The organism is Paenibacillus pectinilyticus, from assembly GCF_001700435.1.
Taxonomy (GTDB): Bacteria; Bacillota; Bacilli; order Paenibacillales; family NBRC-103111; genus Paenibacillus_E; species Paenibacillus_E pectinilyticus.
The window spans coordinates 72,288-90,527 of the sequence record NZ_LYPC01000028.1; the positions used below are offsets into that span (position 1 = coordinate 72,288).

At 48.7% G+C, this 18,240-nt stretch carries 24 protein-coding genes; 13 read left to right on the forward strand and 11 right to left on the reverse strand.

Annotated features, from left to right (window positions below; genetic code table 11):
* Positions 1–797 precede the first annotated feature (797 nt).
* Positions 798–2,141, reverse strand: a complete 1,344-nt coding sequence (locus tag A8709_RS28165) for an FAD-dependent oxidoreductase (RefSeq protein ID WP_065857548.1) — start codon at positions 2,139–2,141, stop codon at positions 798–800.
* 158 nt (positions 2,142–2,299) lie between these two features.
* On the opposite strand from A8709_RS28165, the gene A8709_RS28170 reads away from it, so the two are divergent.
* Complete coding sequence (locus A8709_RS28170) at positions 2,300–3,331, forward strand: LacI family DNA-binding transcriptional regulator (protein WP_065857550.1); 1,032 nt, start codon at positions 2,300–2,302, stop codon at positions 3,329–3,331.
* A gap of 15 nt (positions 3,332–3,346) precedes the next feature.
* On the opposite strand, the gene A8709_RS28175 is transcribed toward A8709_RS28170, so the two are convergent.
* On the reverse strand, positions 3,347–3,955 hold the full coding sequence (locus tag A8709_RS28175) for a hypothetical protein (RefSeq protein ID WP_065857552.1): 609 nt from the start codon (positions 3,953–3,955) through the stop codon (positions 3,347–3,349).
* Positions 3,956–4,137: 182 nt separating this feature from the next.
* Between A8709_RS28175 and A8709_RS28180 the strand changes: the two genes are divergently transcribed.
* Together A8709_RS28180 and A8709_RS28185 are read left to right on the forward strand one after the other, a co-directional pair.
* Entirely contained in the window at positions 4,138–5,142 is a 1,005-nt protein-coding gene (locus A8709_RS28180) for an RluA family pseudouridine synthase (protein ID WP_065857554.1), read from the forward strand.
* Positions 5,143–5,197: 55 nt separating this feature from the next.
* Positions 5,198–6,154, forward strand: a complete 957-nt coding sequence (locus tag A8709_RS28185; RefSeq protein WP_065857556.1) for a D-2-hydroxyacid dehydrogenase — start codon at positions 5,198–5,200, stop codon at positions 6,152–6,154.
* Positions 6,155–6,334: 180 nt separating this feature from the next.
* Here A8709_RS28185 and A8709_RS28190 read toward each other — a convergent pair whose 3' ends face one another.
* Together A8709_RS28190 and A8709_RS28195 are read right to left on the reverse strand one after the other, a co-directional pair.
* Positions 6,335–7,177, reverse strand: a complete 843-nt coding sequence (locus A8709_RS28190) for a 1,4-dihydroxy-6-naphtoate synthase (RefSeq protein WP_065857558.1) — start codon at positions 7,175–7,177, stop codon at positions 6,335–6,337.
* 2 nt (positions 7,178–7,179) lie between these two features.
* The gene (locus A8709_RS28195) at positions 7,180–7,818 is read right to left on the reverse strand and encodes a futalosine hydrolase (RefSeq protein ID WP_065857560.1); all 639 of its coding nucleotides are present in this window, start codon (positions 7,816–7,818) and stop codon (positions 7,180–7,182) included.
* A 485-nt stretch (positions 7,819–8,303) separates the two neighbouring features.
* Between A8709_RS28195 and A8709_RS28200 the strand changes: the two genes are divergently transcribed.
* The 7 genes from A8709_RS28200 to A8709_RS28230 all read left to right on the forward strand — a co-directional run bounded on the left by A8709_RS28200 (position 8,304) and on the right by A8709_RS28230 (position 11,926).
* Positions 8,304–9,314, forward strand: coding sequence for a glycosyltransferase family 2 protein (locus A8709_RS28200; protein ID WP_084225563.1), 1,011 nt, complete (start codon positions 8,304–8,306; stop codon positions 9,312–9,314).
* A gap of 3 nt (positions 9,315–9,317) precedes the next feature.
* Complete coding sequence (locus tag A8709_RS28205) at positions 9,318–9,764, forward strand: GtrA family protein (protein ID WP_065857564.1); 447 nt, start codon at positions 9,318–9,320, stop codon at positions 9,762–9,764.
* 19 nt (positions 9,765–9,783) lie between these two features.
* Positions 9,784–10,077, forward strand: coding sequence for an alpha/beta-type small acid-soluble spore protein (locus A8709_RS28210; protein WP_065857566.1), 294 nt, complete (start codon positions 9,784–9,786; stop codon positions 10,075–10,077).
* Positions 10,078–10,197: 120 nt separating this feature from the next.
* Positions 10,198–10,641, forward strand: a complete 444-nt coding sequence (locus tag A8709_RS28215) for an Hsp20/alpha crystallin family protein (RefSeq protein WP_065857568.1) — start codon at positions 10,198–10,200, stop codon at positions 10,639–10,641.
* 151 nt (positions 10,642–10,792) lie between these two features.
* Positions 10,793–11,011, forward strand: coding sequence for a hypothetical protein (locus A8709_RS28220; RefSeq protein WP_065857570.1), 219 nt, complete (start codon positions 10,793–10,795; stop codon positions 11,009–11,011).
* Between the two features lie 8 nt (positions 11,012–11,019).
* On the forward strand, positions 11,020–11,553 hold the full coding sequence (locus A8709_RS34265; RefSeq protein WP_065857572.1) for a hypothetical protein: 534 nt from the start codon (positions 11,020–11,022) through the stop codon (positions 11,551–11,553).
* 34 nt (positions 11,554–11,587) lie between these two features.
* On the forward strand, positions 11,588–11,926 hold the full coding sequence (locus A8709_RS28230; protein WP_084225564.1) for a hypothetical protein: 339 nt from the start codon (positions 11,588–11,590) through the stop codon (positions 11,924–11,926).
* Positions 11,927–11,948: 22 nt separating this feature from the next.
* Here A8709_RS28230 and A8709_RS28235 read toward each other — a convergent pair whose 3' ends face one another.
* From A8709_RS28235 to A8709_RS28245, 3 genes are all read right to left on the reverse strand, one after another.
* Complete coding sequence (locus A8709_RS28235) at positions 11,949–12,209, reverse strand: spore germination protein (RefSeq protein WP_065857577.1); 261 nt, start codon at positions 12,207–12,209, stop codon at positions 11,949–11,951.
* Positions 12,210–12,230: 21 nt separating this feature from the next.
* Complete coding sequence (locus tag A8709_RS28240; protein ID WP_028553971.1) at positions 12,231–12,473, reverse strand: spore germination protein; 243 nt, start codon at positions 12,471–12,473, stop codon at positions 12,231–12,233.
* Positions 12,474–12,650: 177 nt separating this feature from the next.
* Positions 12,651–12,980 (reverse strand): 50S ribosomal protein L33, encoded by a 330-nt coding sequence (locus A8709_RS28245; RefSeq protein WP_065857579.1) that lies wholly within the window; start codon positions 12,978–12,980, stop codon positions 12,651–12,653.
* A gap of 232 nt (positions 12,981–13,212) precedes the next feature.
* Between A8709_RS28245 and A8709_RS28250 the strand changes: the two genes are divergently transcribed.
* Positions 13,213–13,680 (forward strand): membrane lipoprotein lipid attachment site-containing protein, encoded by a 468-nt coding sequence (locus A8709_RS28250; protein WP_065857580.1) that lies wholly within the window; start codon positions 13,213–13,215, stop codon positions 13,678–13,680.
* Positions 13,681–13,733: 53 nt separating this feature from the next.
* Here the strand turns inward: A8709_RS28250 and A8709_RS28255 are convergent, their stop codons facing one another.
* Positions 13,734–15,278: an FAD-dependent oxidoreductase gene (locus tag A8709_RS28255; RefSeq protein WP_065857582.1), complete on the reverse strand. Its 1,545-nt coding sequence runs from the start codon at positions 15,276–15,278 to the stop codon at positions 13,734–13,736.
* Between the two features lie 175 nt (positions 15,279–15,453).
* Between A8709_RS28255 and A8709_RS28260 the strand changes: the two genes are divergently transcribed.
* Together A8709_RS28260 and A8709_RS28265 are read left to right on the forward strand one after the other, a co-directional pair.
* A complete protein-coding gene (locus A8709_RS28260) occupies positions 15,454–15,975 on the forward strand; it encodes a GNAT family N-acetyltransferase (protein WP_065857584.1) in 522 nt (173 codons plus the stop codon).
* Positions 15,976–15,993: 18 nt separating this feature from the next.
* The gene (locus A8709_RS28265) at positions 15,994–16,332 is read left to right on the forward strand and encodes a hypothetical protein (protein WP_065857586.1); all 339 of its coding nucleotides are present in this window, start codon (positions 15,994–15,996) and stop codon (positions 16,330–16,332) included.
* A gap of 124 nt (positions 16,333–16,456) precedes the next feature.
* Here the strand turns inward: A8709_RS28265 and A8709_RS28270 are convergent, their stop codons facing one another.
* From A8709_RS28270 to A8709_RS28280, 3 genes are all read right to left on the reverse strand, one after another.
* Positions 16,457–16,681 (reverse strand): DUF1128 domain-containing protein, encoded by a 225-nt coding sequence (locus A8709_RS28270; protein ID WP_065858676.1) that lies wholly within the window; start codon positions 16,679–16,681, stop codon positions 16,457–16,459.
* A 125-nt stretch (positions 16,682–16,806) separates the two neighbouring features.
* Positions 16,807–17,463 (reverse strand): TetR/AcrR family transcriptional regulator, encoded by a 657-nt coding sequence (locus A8709_RS28275; protein WP_065857588.1) that lies wholly within the window; start codon positions 17,461–17,463, stop codon positions 16,807–16,809.
* Between the two features lie 60 nt (positions 17,464–17,523).
* On the reverse strand, positions 17,524–18,165 hold the full coding sequence (locus A8709_RS28280; protein ID WP_065857590.1) for a YigZ family protein: 642 nt from the start codon (positions 18,163–18,165) through the stop codon (positions 17,524–17,526).
* Positions 18,166–18,240 lie beyond the last annotated feature (75 nt).

Genomic DNA, 18,240 nt, shown 5'->3' on the forward strand with positions numbered 1-18,240 from the left:
GGCAAAGTGAGGTGAGCTACGTATTGGGACGCGTGGGAGTGCGGTAAAGAAGGTGTGCTATGTATTTGGATGCGTGGGAGTGCGGTAAAGAAGGTGTGCTATGTATTTGGACACGTGGGAGAGGCAAAGAAGGTGCGCAGTGCAAGCTAGGCTCGTGGTAGAGCCAATTGCGAGTTCCATACCAACCCCATTCCTGTCTCATGCCAGTTCCTGTCCCAGCACAAAATTAACTGGAAAAGCTGCATCTAATTCTCTAGAATTTTCCTATCTATGACGATTAACTGGATTTCCTACATCTAAATTCGCTTGATTCGAAGAAATTCGCACATTCGGCAGAAATTAACTACATATAATCCATCCATTTGCACGAAATGTTGATTTTCCTCCAAATTAACTGTAGGAAATCCATCTAGTTTGTTGTGGATACCGCTAGGTTGTGTGGGTGAGAGAAATATGTTAGAGGGTAATGGGGTTAAGTAGCTAGTTTGTGGTGAGTAGGCTCCGTTGTGCGGTGATAGAAACATGTTTGAGGGTGTTGGGGGGGGGGAGTAGCTTGCTTGTTTGGTGGATAGTGCTCAGTTGGTACCGTTAGAGGAATAGGTTGCAGTCAAATGGGGTTGAGTAGCTTGCTCGTGGTGGATAGTGCTCTAGCTAACCTTCGTCATTCCCTCTTGTCTACCCTTTATTGGAATAACCCGCAACCATTTTCAGCGTGAATCTCCCCAGATGGAAGAACCCTGAAAATAGTTGCAGGTCTCCTGTTACATAATCTCGTATCAAAGAACGAAGCTGCTTCTCTACTTCAGCAACGCCCCGTCTTTCTCCAAGACGGCTTGCAGTTCCGCTACGTCGATCTCCGCAGGAAGCACGCCGTGCTTCACTGCGAGTCCGGCAGCTGAGCCAGCTGCTTGCCCCGTAGCCATGCAGCTAGGCGTAAGACGCGTGGTCGCAAGCGCTTCGTGCGTGGTGGAGATGCAGCGACCTGCGGTGAGCAGGTTCTCGATCTTTTGCGGCAGCAGGCAGCGGTACGGGATGTCATAAGCGCCGTCACCTTTGACCCAGGCTGCGGTTACACCTTTACCAGACGGATCGTGGATGTCGATCGGGTACCCGCTCCGTGCGATGACATCATGGAAATGTCGGCCTTGCACGACATCATCCACCTGCAGCGCGTACTGCCCGTCAATCCGGCGCGTTTCGCGGATTCCGATCTGGGCGCCGACATTCGAAATGGAGGCTTTTTCAAAGCCAGGCAAGTTATTTCGCATAAATTCGGCGACCATCAGCACCTGTTTGCGCCCGAGTTCCTCGGCCTCTGTCAGATCCTCGACATTCGTGCCATCCAGCCCCTGCACACGCGTAGTATTGACCAGCACTTCGTCGTCCTCTGGACCTGTGAAGAAAAGAACTTGATCGCGATTGATCGGAAGATTGGCTTCCTTCCAGTGTTTGAAATAGCCTAGTACACCAGACAGAGGGAGATCTGCGAGCTCAGAGAAAGGCGTCTTTTTATAAAACTCGTCGGGGTGATCGATCATATATTGCTTAACGGCAGGCAGATTCACACCGCGCATTCTGAATTTCATCGTCATCGGCTGGGTCGCTTTATCCCCGTCACGCCCCTTCAAGCACGGCGCTCCAGATAGGTACGCGAGATCCGCGTCCCCTGTTGTATCAATAAACACTTTGCCACTCACATCGATTCGGCCGGATTTGGACGTCAGTTGTACAGATTGAATGCGATTATCTACCGTCTCAACATGATCCACAAAGCTATGGAAAAGCAGCTTAACACCCGCTTCCTTCAGCATATCTACAGCCAAAACTTTATAAATCTCAGGATGGTACGGTGTAATGGTATTCACAAATCCAACCGTATCACGTAAATGTCCCGGGGAAGCGTTCATCGCCATGAGGCGATCAATGATTTCTTGCGCGAGCCCAGCAATGACCTGTTTGCCATCCGTTGTATGAAACGTCATCCAAGGATACACCAATGCAGCGGTCGACATCCCGCCAATGAAGCCGTATTTCTCTATTAAAACGGTTTGGGCTCCGCTCCGTCCTGCTGCAATCGCTGCATTGACACCTGCTGGTCCTCCCCCTACTACAACTACATCTGCCTCTATCCGTTTGATCATCTAATTTCGCTCCCTTAACTCAAATGTTGTTCTGTCGCCTGCGCCTTCCATACCTCTCTTCTCTCTAAGTGTAGTTTAAAAAGAACCTTACTTTTAGTTTAAATTTAGTTTAAAATTAAAGATACAGAAGGTAGCAGAAAAGGGGACAACTCAGACGTATGCGGAAACGAATTACACTTCACGATTTGGCTGGTCAGCTCGGTTTAACGATTCAAACAGTGTCAAAAGCACTTCGCGGATTGCCCGGTATGTCGGAACAGACACGCAGTGAGGTGTTCAAGCTGGCTCGTGAGCTTGGCTACATGACGAAAGATCAGAAACAAACGCTGCAGCAAGATCTCATTTCACCGTATCCCGTGGTCCAGCGCAGGTTCGTGCTTGTCCAGAATAAGCAATCCTTGAATTTCAATCGACTGCTGCTGCAAGGCTTGTATGAGCGCTTCATGGAATTTGGCCATACGGTGCAGCCACTGCTCATCCCTCCTACATTGAAACCATCGCAATTCGATGGTTGGGCCGAGGAGCAAGGACTACTGTATGCGGAAGGGGTGTTTATAGCTCCACGGATGAATTTGGATCTTTTGGAGCAAAAGTTACTAGACTTACAGCTCCCCCGTATTCTGCTGAATTTTCCGCCGCCGGAATCCAAGGTGGATAGTGTGATTTGGGATGTGTATGAAGCCGTTTATCAGGCGGTTCGAAGATTGGTCCGCATGGGACATCGGAACATTTTATATGTCGGAGATACGAAAGATCAACGGGGATTTGTTATTCGTTGGCAGGCTTTTACGGAGGCGATGAAGGAAGCTGGCTTAAGCGTGGACCCTCAAGAGCATGCGATAGCGCGAGATGGTACGGAGGCGTGGCTACGCGATTTTGAGCAGATGTATCAGCGTCGTCAGCCGACGGCTGTGATCTGCGGCATTGATGAGGAAGCAGCGCCAGTCTATCATACGCTGCGCCGAATCGGCGTAAACGTGCCGCAGCAATGCTCGCTGGTGGCACTGCTCAATGAGCAAAGTGACACACTGCCGCTCTGCTCTCGTCCCCAGCTGCCGATTCGTGAGGCCGGCTATCGTGCAGCGGATCGCATGCTGTGGCGGATTGCGAATCCGCATTTGCCTTATGAGCATGTGCGGCTGCAGGGGGATTTTTTCACAGGAAGTACGATTCAGAGATTGCAGGCCTAACTTGCCAATATCCTACTAGTGAGACAGAAAATAGATCAGAGCAACGATCGCTAAAATGAACAACATAAATAAACCAAACGCAATGCCAATGCCCGCAAACAGCTTCTTCCAGATGGTATGCGTTGTCAAATGCTGTTTTAAAGCATAGTCAGAAGGTACAGCTACTGAGCTAATCGGGCTCTCCTCAACGACACAACAGGCTCGCAGCCGCTCGATAAGCTCTTCGTAATTTTCCAAATGGCTTGGGATAAACACGTGGCTGCCAACAGTCCCACTCTCCACAGAAAGTCCGCCAGCTACCCTTACGATCCGGGTGATGTCCGATAGATATAAGGTCACATCAGGGACTTTATTTTGCTTTTTGATCAACGTTTGCTCGGACAGCATGATGCGAAAAGTAAGCCAGTCCCTTCTTACCTTTCGCAGATTTACAATTAATTTCATGAGATAATAGAGGAACATGAGCGCGAACAGTACTTTGAGGAAGCTTGCAAGAGCGAGTGTCTCTCTTGATGTAATTGCAAAGTAAATGATAAAAGGAATCAATAACCTAATGATCGACAATCGGAGTGCTCCTAGGATAACCCCAGTAAACTTATCTTTCTTGAGTGCGTACTCGACCATCAACCATAGCGCCCCTTTTATAAAAGTGAATACAAAGCCCCTCTCATTTTAGCATGGGAATACTTGGAAAATCACGCATGAATTTGTCGGACGATCATTTCATTTGCTTTTAGGAACGTGGTATATTGGAGGTTGAATGATCTGACCGGAAGGTAAGCGATCGCAATAGGAGGTCTTTAAATATGCAAAAGAAACAAGGAACACGCCCGAAATCCAACCCCAGCCATAAACCCAAACTAGGTGCTCATAAGCCACAGGGGCAGTCCTTGAATGCTGCTAAAGGGAGCCCAGAGTCTAGCACTCGTCAGTATACGGTGAAGGAGCCCATCGAGCTTCTGCCTTTCTTATTAGAAAAGCTTTCTAGCTTAGGGCGGAACGCTGTAAAAGCTATCCTGGCTCGCGGACAAGTTGCTGTCAACGGCAAAGCGGTAACGGCGTATAATTACCCTTTGAAACCCGAGCAAACGGTGACCATCATTAAAGATAAAGTCGTCGAGGATATTCCGTTGGCTGGGATGACGATTTTGCATGAGGATAACGATGTGATTGTGATTCAAAAGGATTCAGGATTGCTGTCCATCGCCACGGATTCGCAAGAAAATCAAATCACGGCCTATCGCCAGCTAACGGCACATGTGCGAAACCACGATCCGAAGGCACGGATTTTCGTCGTACATCGATTAGATCGGGACACATCAGGCGTCATGATGTTTGCCAAAACTGAACAAGCCCAGCAGCAGCTGCAAAACACTTGGCAGGAAAGTGTCAAAGAACGTACGTATGTGGCCTTAGTGGAAGGCATGGTGCGCAAGTCCGAGGGAACGATTACGTCTTGGCTCAAAGAGCATGCCAAATCGCTCAAAATGTTTTCGACGCCGTACCCGAACGATGGTCAACATGCTGTGACGCATTTCAAAACGCTGCAAGCGAACAAGCAGTTCTCGTTGCTTGAGGTTAACCTAGAGACAGGTCGCAAAAACCAAATCCGTGTGCATATGCAGGATATCGGGCATCCGGTAGCTGGGGACAAGAAGTATGGCTCCAAATCCAAAGAGATCAACAGACTTGGACTCCATGCTCGCGTACTCGCTTTTATCCATCCAACGACTGGGCAATTGATGCGTTTTGAGACACATATTCCGAAACTGTTTTTGAATCCTTTTAAAGAACCAGGTTTGAAGAAATAATACGTGATACACGTACCATACGCCTACTAAAACGTGATACATGGGGAGTAAACCGATGACTATCGTTGTACTTGATGGATATACCTTAAATCCAGGTGATTTGGACTGGAGCGGCTTTCAGGCCTTGGGTGAGCTGATTGTTTATGAACGGACTGCTGAGTCCGAAATCGTGGAACGCGCTGCGAATGCAGACATGGTGCTGACGAATAAGACACCTCTTTCCGCAGCAACGTTAGAACAATTACCGAAGCTGCGCTATGTCGGCGTTCTAGCGACAGGCTACAATATTGTTGACGTCACCGCAGCGAAAGAGCGCGGCATTGTCGTAACGAATGTTCCTGCTTATAGCACGCATTCGGTTGCGCAGTTGGTTTTTGCGCTAGTGTTGGAGTTCTGCCATCGGGTGCAGCGCCATAGTGACAGCGTACTTCAAGGCGACTGGGCACGGTCGATTGATTTCAGCTATAGCGTCTCTCCGCTCATAGAGTTGAAGGGTCAAACGATGGGACTGATCGGTCTCGGTCAAATCGGCAAGCAAACCTCCCTCATCGCGCAGGCGATGGGTATGAGAGTGATTGCATCAGGAAGCGGACGCAGCGTGCCCGAGCCCGTTGAAGGTATTGCGTGGGTATCGCTCGAGGAACTGTTGCAGCAAGCTGACTTCGTGAGTCTGCATTGTCCTTTGACGCCGGCGACGAATCAGTTCATCAACGCGGAGCGAATTGCTTTGATGAAATCGACAGCTATTCTAATCAACACAGCTAGAGGCGGTCTTCTTCATGAGGCGGATGTGGCACAGGCTTTGAATGATGGGCGCATTGCAGGCGCAGGGCTAGATGTGTTAACGATTGAGCCGCCGAAGTCCGACAACCCTTTGCTCCATGCGAAAAATGTGATCATTACACCGCATATTGCCTGGGCAACGAAGGAAGCGCGAGCTAGGCTAATGGAGGTTGCGAGTCAGAATGCGCGGGGATTCGTAGAAGGTGTGCCGGTGAATGTGATTGGGTAGACGATATCGCGCATTTCTTGTACTTATGCAGGAATCTGCAGATACGCCAACAACCAACAATTGTGTGCTCCCACCACATCTGAAATAAAACCAGCGGATGCCCGCAAACCTAATAAGAGCTGTCCATCCAAGTCTACTTGGAACGGACAGCTCTTATTGTCGTTATCTGAATCGTCGATGTTACTTCAACAAAGCCGCATAATCCATCTGCGGCACAAGCCCTGTCTCCGCAGCCCGCTGGAGCAAGGTCAAAACGGCACCATAGCCGCTATCCCCGAGATCAGCGGTGAACTCATTAACGTACAGGTCAATGTGCTGCTGCGCGACCTGCGGGTCCATTTCCTGCGCGTGCTGCATGACGTAGTCACGCGATGCTTCCGGATGCGCCCACGCGTATTCGACCGAGGCGCGAGCCCAACTCGCGAGCGCCTTCAGATCCATGGTGCGCCGCGCAATGATGGCGCCCAGCGGAATCGGCAGCCCGGTGTCGGACTCCCACCAGCTGCCTAGATCGGTTAGAAGCGCTAACCCGTACGACGGGTACGTAAAGCGCGCTTCATGGATGACCAGGCCGGCATCGATGAGGCCGTCCCGCACGGCGGGCATGATCTCGTGGAACGGCATGACCACGATTTCGCCGACGCCGCCAGGCACGTTCTGTTCCGCCCAGAGGCGGAACAACAAGTACGCCGTCGAGCGCTCGCTCGGCACGGCCACACGGCGGCCGCTCAGCGCGGCCGGGTCTGCCACGCCGCTGTCGCTTGGCTTCGTCAGCACAAGCGGCCCGCAGCCTCTGCCCAAGGCGCCGCCGCAAGGCAGCAAGGCGTAGTCCTTCAGCACCCAGGGGAGTGCTGCGTAAGAGATCTTAAGCACGTCCGGCCCCGTACCTTCGGCGGCCAGTCGGTTCGTAATATCGATGTCCGCATAAAGGACATCCAGCTCAGGCGCGCCTGGGATTAACCCATGCGCCCAAGCGTGAAACACAAAAGTATCATTCGGACATGGTGAGAACGCTATTTTCATTATTAAAGCACCTCCGCTAAGACTGAACCTGCTGCTTCTAAAGCTTTCAAGGCATCACCGATCCGCCAGGCGTCTCGGTCTCGCGGGCCGACCGCGTTCGAGATCGCGCGGATCTCGAGCACAGGCACCCCGCGCTGCTGCGCAGCTGTCGCAATGCCGAAGCCTTCCATGGCTTCGGCCGCAGCGCCAGGCACGCGCGCAGCAAGCGCAGCGGCGGTTGCCGCGGTCCCGGTGGCCGTAGCCACCGTGAGTACCGGCGCCGCTTGCGCGTGCAGACCGGCGGCTTGCAGCGCCGCCGTTACGCGCTGGGCCAGATCGGCAGCGACGCTAACCCGCGTCGAGCCGAAGCCCAGCTCATCCAAGCTGCTGAAGCCGTCCAGCAGCTCTACCCCCAGATCGGCGGCGATGATTTCGCTTGCAATGACAAGCGAGCCGATCTCCGCTTGTCCCACAAAACCGCCGGCAATGCCAGCGATGATCAATAAATCGTACTCGGCTTTGGCAAGTTCGAGCGCCCCGTTTACAGCGGCAGCAGCAAGACCCACACCAGCTAAGGCATATTCAAATCTACTGTCCTGACCAAGACCTCGCTGAATGGCATCTCGTTCAGGAGCAACGGCTGTCATAACGAGTATTCGCATGTTGAGTTCCCCTTTAAGCTATCTTTTCTTTTCATCCTATACTTATATTTTACATGACCCCTGCCCAGAAGGAAACTTTCACGCTTGACACACCGATCTCATTTAACTTTCCATCCAAAAATCAGCGAATCCCACACACACTCTCTCCCACTTGGACACGTTGCCCAATATTTATCCCACACACGAGACATTCATCCATACGCCATCTAGTTGAATGACATATAGTAATTTTGTGAAGGGAGGGATTGACATGAGTTGTGGCTGCGAAGTTGGCGTACCATATTCTAGCACTGCTGTAGTCCTCGTACTATACATCCTCTTGGTAATCGTTCTTGCAACGTTTGGATTTGGTTGGTAATGTAATCACAAGCGGCTGGGACGATTTCCGTTCTGGCCGCTTACTTTTTTTAGTCCTTTTAGGCTATAATTAAAGCTTAAGCGCTGGCATTTCATCTACTACCTATTGAGGACGGAGACGAGGTATTGTGTCTAAACCGATTTTGACCATTGTGGTCCCTTGTTATAATGAAGAAGAAGTACTCCCCGAAACGGTATTTCGGCTCAGTGATGTGTTAGAATCTCTCATTGCCGATGAACTAGTTGCCCCGAACAGTACGGTGCTGTTTGTGGACGATGGCAGTAAGGATGCGACTTGGTCGCTGATTGAGCAGTTCCATGACGCTAACCCTTTCGTGACTGGACTGAAACTAGCCAAAAATGCCGGGCATCAAAGCGCTCTACTTGCTGGTCTTCTCAAAGCGAAATCCTACTCCGACTGCGTCGTATCCATCGATGCTGATTTGCAGGATGACACCGCAGTTATCCGTGAATTTCTAGTGAAATTCCATGAAGGCTTCGATATTGTCTACGGCATCCGTCAGGATCGCTCCGCAGATACGTTCTTCAAACGGGCGACAGCGCAAGGTTTTTATAAACTCATGACATCCCTCGGTGTGAAAATACATTACAATCATGCGGATTTCCGCTTAATGAGTAAGCGCACTCTTGATAATTTGGAGAAATTCCAAGAGGTAAACTTATTTCTTCGAGGCTTGGTGCCTCTGCTAGGATTTCCTTCTACACAGGTCTATTATGATCGGAAAGAACGATTCGCTGGGGAGTCCAAATATCCGCTGCGCAAAATGCTGGCTTTTGCTTTCGATGGCATCACCTCGTTCAGTGTCACTCCCATTCGTTTTGTGACGGTGATGGGCTTTCTACTCTTCGCACTGAGTGTCGTTGCTGCCTTGTATGCAATTCTAGGTAAATTGCTAGGTGCCAACGTGACGGGCTGGACGTCCCTTGTTCTCTCCGTTTGGTTCATTGGCGGTGTGCAGCTGCTGGCACTTGGTTTGATCGGCGAATACATAGGTAAGATCTATAAAGAAGTAAAGCAACGGCCTCTGTTCGTAATTGAAAAAGAATTGACTGAGCATGCTGAGATTCTAGAGTCTGTTCCTCTGGCGGGTTCACAACCAGCCACGGCTAGGCGATAATCGATGAATGCCTTCCGATCTTTGTTAACAGGCAGCTTCGCTCGTTTCTTACTTGTCGGTGTACTGAATACGTTAGTTGGTTTGTCCGCCAGCTTTGCTCTTTATAACCTAGCTCATTTCAATTATTGGGCATCCACCTTTGTGGGAAATGCCATTGGTTCTGTGGTCAGTTATTTTCTGAATCGCGCGTTTACGTTTCGTTCGAAGGCCTCTTTCGGCAGCAGTTGGTGGAGATTCGCGCTGGTGATTCTTATTTGTTATGGTTTCTCGTATGGATTTAGCTATGTGCTTGCCGAGGCGGCAGCCTCTCACTTCCCCAGCATTCAATCAGGTTGGCTGCATAATGCTGCTATCTTGGTTGGAAATGGCTTGTACACGATTGGCAATTATGCCGGGCATAAATATTTCACCTTCCGTACTCATGATTCCAAAAAGGACAGGGCATCCTAACACCCAAGAGGTGATAGCTATGTCACGAAGAAGAAGAAACCGGGCTATGGTGCCCGGATCCGAACACGGCTTAGGGCTTCTCAAAGCCCATGTTATGCAAAATCAAGGATATGCCGTCAATCCTGAACGTCCTGACCTGGTCAAATATGAGGTCGCCCGCACACTTGGCGTTCCTTTACAACAAGGCTACAACGGTCACCTTAGCTCTGAGGACGCCGGCAAGGTCGGAGGTCCCATCGGCGGTGCGATGGTGCGCGAGCTCATCCGCATGGCGCAGCAGCAGCTGGCCAATCAACAGCCGCCACAGCAATAAGCACTAGCCGTAAGCTATTGGCGTGTTAGAGTCAGCCATAATCTGCCGCGTGAGCACATAAACTAGTAACAAGCTGCTTGCAGCCCTACTTTTTAGGATAAAGTCAGGTGATGATGGCAGATGAATCCTCCAGGCAACCGTTCGTCAAAGCCCGATTGGAAGGGGCTGTCGGCGCAAGCCGGCGATGTGCTAGGCCCCGAGTTCTGGCAGGACATTGCCAGCATTATTCCGCTAACAGGACCTCGCGTGGATATGTATGAAACACCGCAGGAGCTTGTAGTCGTTGCGGAAGTACCTGGACTGTCCTCTCCAGAGAACATTCAGCTTTCTTTTCGTGACCAATCCCTTCTCATTCGTGGGATGCTTGTTCGGCCCTATCAGGTCAGCGATGAGCAGATGCGATTGTCTGAACGCTATTTTGGCAACTTCGAGCGAGTGATCCGCTTGCCGGGTCGAGCTTTGACCGATCAGATGCGAGCCCAGTATCATAATGGTTTGCTGATCATTCGCATTCCGCTTGCTCCGCCCGATGGCGAGAAAGTCATTCCCATTCAGTTCACTTAGATAATGCTTAACACAAGGTTACTCACTCTTGAGCCTCGGGCCCGGAGCAGTGGTAATCTTTTTGTTTTGCAAAAAGAGATATGATTCTGCGTTTGTCCCCATATAAATAAAGGGAGATCTTTGCGAAAATGAGGATTTGGAGGGAATAGCGATGGTTCGGATTCAGTTTCAATCCATTCATATCGATGATATATCGGGCAATTCAAGCGTGAACAAAGGGACGAATCGGATTACTGGCAGGCGGCATCTGGTCAAATCCAATCAAGGACTTGGCGAGTTGACTGGCGATCATAATGTCGTGATGGGTGCGCAGCATGTTGTTCATGATAACGATACGTTCGATGTTAAACCGAATACACGAAAGAGCTGAGCCTACTCATGTGGTTTCAAAAAAAGAAAAAGTCGCCGCCTTCTCGATCACCCGCACCTGCCGCTGCTGCTCCTAAAGTGCCATCGCCTGTACGCAGTGAGGCTTTGCCTTCCCAATATTCGCAGCCTTCGCTGGCTGGAGGACAATCACAAACCGTTCATCTGTTGGAACAACGTTTACGTAAGCTCGAAGAACAACTGGCCGACTTGTCCGCCAAACATCCGCGCATACATATCGATAACCTTCACGTTCATCAGCCGGTTCTCGAAAATTTGACTTTTCGACTGGATCATCTCGATATTAAAGAGTTGAGTGGGTCGTTAAATTTAGGCAATAATTTCGGTGCCAAACCTACAGCGAAAGCACACGCGGAGGAAGTGGATAAGACCTTCCAGCGTGCTCAGGTCAGCAAAGATTCGAAGACCGCAAGGTCTGCGGATGACGAGTCGGATTCAGCACCGCATGCAGATTCAGGGCCGGAACGTACCTCTACGGGCTACCGATATACACCACCCGCTCCACCCCAGCAGCCCAAAGTGTAAAGATAAGATGAGGTGATGTTAGGTGTCTTCTTTCATGTCTCCGACGTTTATCATTGGCTCGATCCGAATTGGATCGGTGGAAAGTGCTTCGTGTATCAATATGGGCAACAATTGGCCGACAGATTTTCAAAGCAATCAGAAGACGGTTCAAGGCTTTGGCGCTGTCGAAGGCGATCATAATCAATTGGTCGGAACCCGCTCTATGCTGAATGATTCGGATTTCCTTGATATGCTCAATGTCGGGGATAACGAAACACCGGAGTGGCTGCAGGAGATGATTACCGCGCAAGCGCAAACGTCTGGCTTCACGACTGGAGCAGCTGCTAGGTCAACGGAAGATGAAACGATGAAAGCTCCGCAAACGGCCGAATAGGCTGGTTACGGAGCTTTTCTGCTCAAATGCGGCCAATGATGAAATCACCCTTGGTGTACGGAGCGTCGATAATGTCATTATCATACACGGTGTTGACATTGTACCATACGACATTATTTTCACCGCTCACCTCGCCGAGACCACTGTTGCTTTTACTGCTCGTTGTCCATTGGATTTGGGCATTCGTACCAATAAAAATACCGGACCCATCCGTTATTGAGTTCACATGAATCGCATCGAATTGAATACATGGCGGGTCTAACGGCCCTGGTAAATTCAGCATCGTTGACAAACCACCTTTCATCTAGACCTGATTGGTCACCGCTGGTTTAAAGTCCTGATCATTAATTGGCGCATCGATAAAGTCGTTATCATAGATGAAATTCACAATATTACATGTGACTGAATTCCCGATGAATTCACCTGTACCGTAGTTATTTTTGCTATGGGAATCCCAGCTGGATTGTGCATTCTCTCCGATCCCGATAGTTGCATTCGTATTCTGATTATTGATATTAATCATGTTAAAAACGATGGAACTCGGCATGCTGCTCACTCCCTGTCCGCTACTGGTTCTAGCTCCTCCTTGTTATGCGAGGGATTACCTTATACCTGTAAGTTAGCCTATTCAGCGCGGGGCAGATTGGTGCAGGTATCTTGAAATGCGTCATCACGCCAAAAAACCCTTTCCCCGTAGGGAAAGAGTTCACTAGTTGCCTCTTAATCAGAACCAGAGTCCCGGACCACCGAAGCCAAAGCCTCCGCCATACGGATAGCCTCCGAAGCCTCCGCCAAAGCCACCACCAAAACCACCGAAACCTCCACCAAAGCCACCATACGCATAAGGTGCTGTGCCAATAGCTAACAAATCAAATAATACCAATGGAATGATCGCTTTGATTTGCACTTTTTTCCCGTTCCGTGGAGCTACAATCAACGTGTTACCGCTGATTCGTACTAATTTACCCGTTACTTGTGTACCATCTTTCTTCACAGCCAAGATGTCTTTCCCGATCAATTTACGTACGTCTTCTTTACGAATTTTGGATGCCACGAATGTCCACCTCCTTCAGCCACCAGAGATATATTGCTCTACAGTGTATGGCACATGGGGTAACATCGCATGGATAGCTGTCCATTTTTCCTCAAAAATACGCTGTTGTCCCTAAGGAGGATGTCTCTTGTTTATTGAAAATTTATGACAATAAAACAAATTTGAACATTTCGTGTGTTGAAATAGTCATATTCGTATGACAATGATTTCCTCAATATTGGAGAGTGCTGGTTTGAGAAAAATTCTTATTTCCCTCGGAGCTGTTCTGGTTCTTGCTTCCTGTTCGAGCTACTCCAATTTCAAAGAATCAAGTACGAGCTCCACAACTACAAGTGAATTGGCTACACCTCAAGTCTTTCATCCTACGGCAGTTGCTCTCACATCTATGCACCAACAGGACCCACCTGGATACGTCAGCACCCCGAATCATTCAAGCACGATCAATAAGGAAGAAGTCCTGACACCCACGGGGAAAGCTAATCTTCTCACAATTGAACAAGATAATTTCACAGCCGTTACGGAGCATGAACCCGGTGCAAAAACAGATACGGTCTATTGGTTATATATTACGAAACCGAGTCCCACGGACAACAACGTCAATGACACTTACATCCTCTCAGGGCTTGTCACAGGAGATGCAGCCTTAGCCAAGTCTGAGATGTTAGAAGCGGCGAAAACTTGGAATCCGTTGAATAGGTAGTTGTGACAACAACAAAACTGCCAGAGATCTTCTCTCGGCAGTCTATCAGATCACTATAAACTCAACTTCGTTAACGCCTTCTTCGCCGGACCTTCAATCACATCACCTTGATAGCTGTATCGCGAACCGTGGCAAGGGCAGTCCCATGTGCGCTCCGCATCATTCCACTCGACCTCACAGCCCAAATGGGTACATGTCGTATCAACAACGTGCAACTCACCGCTCGTATCCCGATAGGCGCCAGCTCGTTTTCCTCCAACACTGACAACAGATCCTTCATCTGTCGACAGCTCTTCTGGCTGCTTGTGCTGCAAATCGAATTTTCCTGCAACAAAATGTTTCGCTACATTAGCGTTCTGCATCACAAAGGTTTTCACACTGGGATCCGCATGGAATCGATGGGGGGTGAATACCTCTTCGTAAGGACTTTGTTCCCCTACGATTAGCTTCGTATTCAACATCGCGGCTACCATACTGTTCGTCATGCCCCATTTGCGATACCCCGTCGCCATCAAAAGATGAGGAACATCATTAAATTGCCGCCCGATATAAGGCATTTTATCTAAGGTGAACACATCTTGTGCCGACCAACGATACAGAATCTCCTTGAGTCCGAATGTCTCTTCGCCAAATTTCTGGAGATTCTCATAATACTGGTGCGTGCATAGGCCTTGTCCTGTCTTGTGTCCTTCGCCGCCAATAAGAACTGCGGGCTCCCCATCGATGGTCACCGCACGCAATGAGCGACTCGGCTGTTCCGCATTGATGTACATCCCCTCAGGAAACGTTTTCTCTGTGCGCGCAGCAATGACATACGACTTCTCGGCATGCAGGCGAGTGAAGTAAGCACCTTTGATGTCATTGAACGGATAGTGAGAAGCGGTAACAACATAATCGCACGTTACTTGAGCTCCTTGCTTTGTTTTCACAGTGGAAGGCTTCTCGTGCGTTGCCCCTACAACGGTTGTTCCTTCGAAAATTTGCCCGCCCATCTGAGTGATCTCCTGAATAAGTCGGAGTAGATAGGGAACGGGATTAAATCGGGCCTGCGCCCTTATTCGAATGGCTGCTTTAGTCGCGAAAGGCAAAGGGTTTGACTCCAAATAATCAGCAGCAATTTGCAGGTTCCCATATGCCAAATATTCATCTTGTAATTGATTTAAATAAGCCTCATCACTTGTGTATACATAAGCGTCCTCTTCGGTAAATTGACAATCAATACCCAATTCGTTAACTGTATTTTTGATGAGTGATAACGCTTCGTTATTGGCTTCATAATACAGCCGAGTCTTTTCCTCACCAAAATGGGAGAGAAACTCATGATAAATAAGTCCATGCTGCGTGGTAACTTTCGCTGTGGTATGCCCTGTAGTGCCTCCTAGAATGCGGCCAGCATTCAGTACAACGACTTTTACGCCTCGTTTGGCGAGTAAGTATGCCGTTGTAATTCCCGTTATTCCGGCTCCAATGACTGCTACATCCGTCTTCAAATCTGCGGTTAGGCTAGGGAATTGAGGGATTTGATCAACCGAATCTAGCCAGTAGGATTGTGGAAATTGTGGTAAGCTAACGGTAGAAGCTTGTGAATGTTGAGTCAATGTGACGATCTCCTCTGTACCATTTTTTCCCTATCTTGTCCTAGAAGGAACGATTGTATGTATGGCAGAAGTGAAGAAGCACTTGCCAGAGAACACTTGTTCTATCATTATGAAAATAGATATATATTCATCGTTTAGTATTAAATGGTATCTTATACGAGTAGGAGTGAGTAGGATGAAAGAGAAAGTTACTGTCTCGCAGGTTCAAATCGTACCTTGGTCCGAATCCGATCTCGATCTTCTTCGACTTATCAATGCTCCCGAGATGATGGAACATCTGGGTGGACCTGAAACCGAGGAGCAGTTGCAGATTCGTCATTTACGGTATCTTGCACTCCGCGAGAATGGGAAGGGACATATGTTCAGCATCAGAATGCTCCCAGAGCGCGAGGTCGTGGGAAGTATTGGGTATTGGGATAGCCAGTGGCAGGGTGTACCTATCTATGAGGTCGGTTGGAGTGTTCTGCCTGCCTTTCAAGGGCGAGGGCTCGCTAGTGCTGCGCTTTCGGCAGCTATTGCTCATGCAAATGCGGAAGCAAAGTATCGCTGGATGCATGCTTTCCCCTCGATTCATAATCCGGCATCGAATGCCGTATGTCGTAAGCTTAACTTCACGCCGATGAGTGAATGCGAGTTTGAATATCCACCTGGGCATTACATGCAATGTCTGGATTGGCGCTTGGAGCTTCTAACATGACATAAGGGGGCATTCATTTTGAAATGGACTTTTTCCTACTTAGGCGCTGTAGCTTCTCTAGGGTGTATGCTGCTCATCTGTTGGTTCCTATTCTGGAATCCCTACTCGGAGACTGCAGCTAGCCGTGGAACGATTGGGATCCTTCTCGCCATGTTACTTCTTCCAGCTATGCTAGGTCTAATTGGCTCGCTTACAATGAAACATCGCCTCATCTACATCGCTTTCTTCTGGTCTCTTCCTTATGGGCTCTATTTCTCAGTTGCCTCCCTACCAAGTATCTGGAACCTGTTTATTATCGTGCTGGCCCTATACCTTGTATCGGCCATTCAAATTGGCAAAGTGCGAATACGTTCATAACAATCATTGCATCCAGTGCCTCGCTGAAATCTGTCCTTTGGCGCAGCACAAAAAACCGCCGTTCCGACACAAGGTCAGACACAGCGGCATTCGGTGCCATTCTTATAAATAAAGTCCTGATTGCTTACGCCTTACGGATTTTACCAAGTTCGGTCGTAATGGCATCAATTTCGCTAATGCTGAAGCGATCTTTGCTGGCTACCATTTCGTAGAGATCCTTCAAATCCTCGTACATTTCTTGCTTCACGTTCGAGGCCTTAATCGAACCCCCTGTTGCCATGCGCAGCTTCTTAGTAATGCCTTCGAACATAAATTCTACGTTCTCTTCCGACCATATATTTAAATCCATCATCATCATCCTTTCCTCGGTGTCTTTTCATCATTTTAATGCACAGGCTAGGTAATGTAAAATAAAGCTTGTCTTTCTAAAGAAAAAAGAAGCCAAGACAGTTCGTCCCGCTTCCTTCTGTGCTGCTATATAACGATCGATTTCAGAACGTTCGGTGTTACCATTTTGACCAGCGGACGCTGTAATTCTTGCGAATCCACATCCAGGCTTACACAGATCAAGCGTATGTGCTCATCTGCCAATTTACGTGCATCTTCGTAGGATAGCTTAAACTGAATACAATAAGAGATAAAGCCATGTAGGGACATAAACAAATTCCACGGAAGTGTGAATTTCCGACTCTCCGCGCTTGGTTGATCAATCATAACCTCACGAATCACAATCGCAAACATGTCCAAGCATTGTGCTTGTTCCGTACGCGAGTACTGCTGTAGTTCTGGCTCGTTAATCATAAACATCATTTCGTAATGATTCGGGTTACTTAATCCAAACCAGACGAATTCCATCATTAACTTTTGAAGCAAGTTCACGCTAAACCCATGCTCACGAACAATCAATTCCCGCTGACGCTGCAACAGTGAGGCAAAATCGTCTTTAATTAGTGCATAAAATAATTCAGCTTTCTCATTAAAATGGTAATATAACGCACCATGACTGTACCCCATTGCTTTAGCAATGCTTCGCATCGTTAAAGCGCGATAGCCAAAAGTAGCGAATAATTCCCGCGCCTCTGTAAGTATCCGTTCTCTGCTAAGTTCTTGCGCGACTGCTTTCCTAGCCATTCCTATCCCTCCGCATCCTCAGCCCATATGAAATTAGGTTTGTGTCGCCCTTGAGCCTGCCTATTCCGGCAAGCTCTCGTGATCGATATATTCGTTCTCTCCTGCGATGATCGTACCTTGACCTTGTGTAACATCAGTTGCCCAATTCATGAATGCTTCCGCTTCCGCAGCCAAAGGATAACAAGGTACGGTTACTTTATCCGTAAACGTAATCTCCCCGAGCTTCATCCTTTGATTCCTCAGCTCATTTTCCAGCTTGCCATACCATGTATAATCGACTTCAATCAGCACGAGCTGATGATTTACTTTATAGATCGGTTTTCCTGCTTCTATGCCTGCAACGGCTCCATCCGTATACGCACGAACGAGACCACCAGCGCCTAACATGATGCCACCAAAATAACGAGTAACTACGATAACGGTATTCTTGAGCCCTTGATGCTTCATCACTTCCAGAATCGGCTTCCCTGCAGTTCCGCTGGGTTCTCCGTCATCAGATTGCTTCTGGATTTGATCCCGCTCACCAATGACATATGCACTGCAATTGTGCGTGGCCGATCTGTGTTCCTTCTTGATCGCTTCAATAAACTGGATTGCTTCTTCTTCTGATTCTACGGGTTTAGCATGACCGATGAAACGTGACTTCTTGATGATAATCTCAGACGAACCATACGAATGGATTGTGCGATAATGTGCTTGCATAGCCAACCTTTCTCGGTAGAAGGAAACAACTGTTTCACTATATTCTACACACTACATTTGACTTCGACAATATAG

Bases quoted from the DNA above. Each gene is read 5' to 3' on its own strand.
- A8709_RS28170 (WP_065857550.1), top strand. From the start codon at position 2,300: ATGCGGAAACGAATTACACTTCACGATTTGGCTGGTCAGCTCGGTTTA.
- A8709_RS28280 (WP_065857590.1), bottom strand. From the start codon at position 18,165: ATGCAAGCACATTATCGCACAATCCATTCGTATGGTTCGTCTGAGATT.
- A8709_RS28205 (WP_065857564.1), top strand. From the start codon at position 9,318: ATGAATGCCTTCCGATCTTTGTTAACAGGCAGCTTCGCTCGTTTCTTA.
- A8709_RS28230 (WP_084225564.1), top strand. From the start codon at position 11,588: ATGTCTCCGACGTTTATCATTGGCTCGATCCGAATTGGATCGGTGGAA.
- A8709_RS28275 (WP_065857588.1), bottom strand. From the start codon at position 17,463: ATGGCTAGGAAAGCAGTCGCGCAAGAACTTAGCAGAGAACGGATACTT.
- A8709_RS28260 (WP_065857584.1), top strand. From the start codon at position 15,454: ATGAAAGAGAAAGTTACTGTCTCGCAGGTTCAAATCGTACCTTGGTCC.
- A8709_RS28175 (WP_065857552.1), bottom strand. From the start codon at position 3,955: ATGGTCGAGTACGCACTCAAGAAAGATAAGTTTACTGGGGTTATCCTA.
- A8709_RS28270 (WP_065858676.1), bottom strand. From the start codon at position 16,681: ATGGATTTAAATATATGGTCGGAAGAGAACGTAGAATTTATGTTCGAA.
- A8709_RS28165 (WP_065857548.1), bottom strand. From the start codon at position 2,141: ATGATCAAACGGATAGAGGCAGATGTAGTTGTAGTAGGGGGAGGACCA.
- A8709_RS28235 (WP_065857577.1), bottom strand. From the start codon at position 12,209: ATGCTGAATTTACCAGGGCCGTTAGACCCGCCATGTATTCAATTCGAT.
- A8709_RS28215 (WP_065857568.1), top strand. From the start codon at position 10,198: ATGAATCCTCCAGGCAACCGTTCGTCAAAGCCCGATTGGAAGGGGCTG.
- A8709_RS28195 (WP_065857560.1), bottom strand. From the start codon at position 7,818: ATGCGAATACTCGTTATGACAGCCGTTGCTCCTGAACGAGATGCCATT.
- A8709_RS28240 (WP_028553971.1), bottom strand. From the start codon at position 12,473: ATGCCGAGTTCCATCGTTTTTAACATGATTAATATCAATAATCAGAAT.
- A8709_RS28220 (WP_065857570.1), top strand. From the start codon at position 10,793: ATGGTTCGGATTCAGTTTCAATCCATTCATATCGATGATATATCGGGC.
- A8709_RS28190 (WP_065857558.1), bottom strand. From the start codon at position 7,177: ATGAAAATAGCGTTCTCACCATGTCCGAATGATACTTTTGTGTTTCAC.
- A8709_RS28185 (WP_065857556.1), top strand. From the start codon at position 5,198: ATGACTATCGTTGTACTTGATGGATATACCTTAAATCCAGGTGATTTG.
- A8709_RS28180 (WP_065857554.1), top strand. From the start codon at position 4,138: ATGCAAAAGAAACAAGGAACACGCCCGAAATCCAACCCCAGCCATAAA.
- A8709_RS34265 (WP_065857572.1), top strand. From the start codon at position 11,020: ATGTGGTTTCAAAAAAAGAAAAAGTCGCCGCCTTCTCGATCACCCGCA.
- A8709_RS28210 (WP_065857566.1), top strand. From the start codon at position 9,784: ATGTCACGAAGAAGAAGAAACCGGGCTATGGTGCCCGGATCCGAACAC.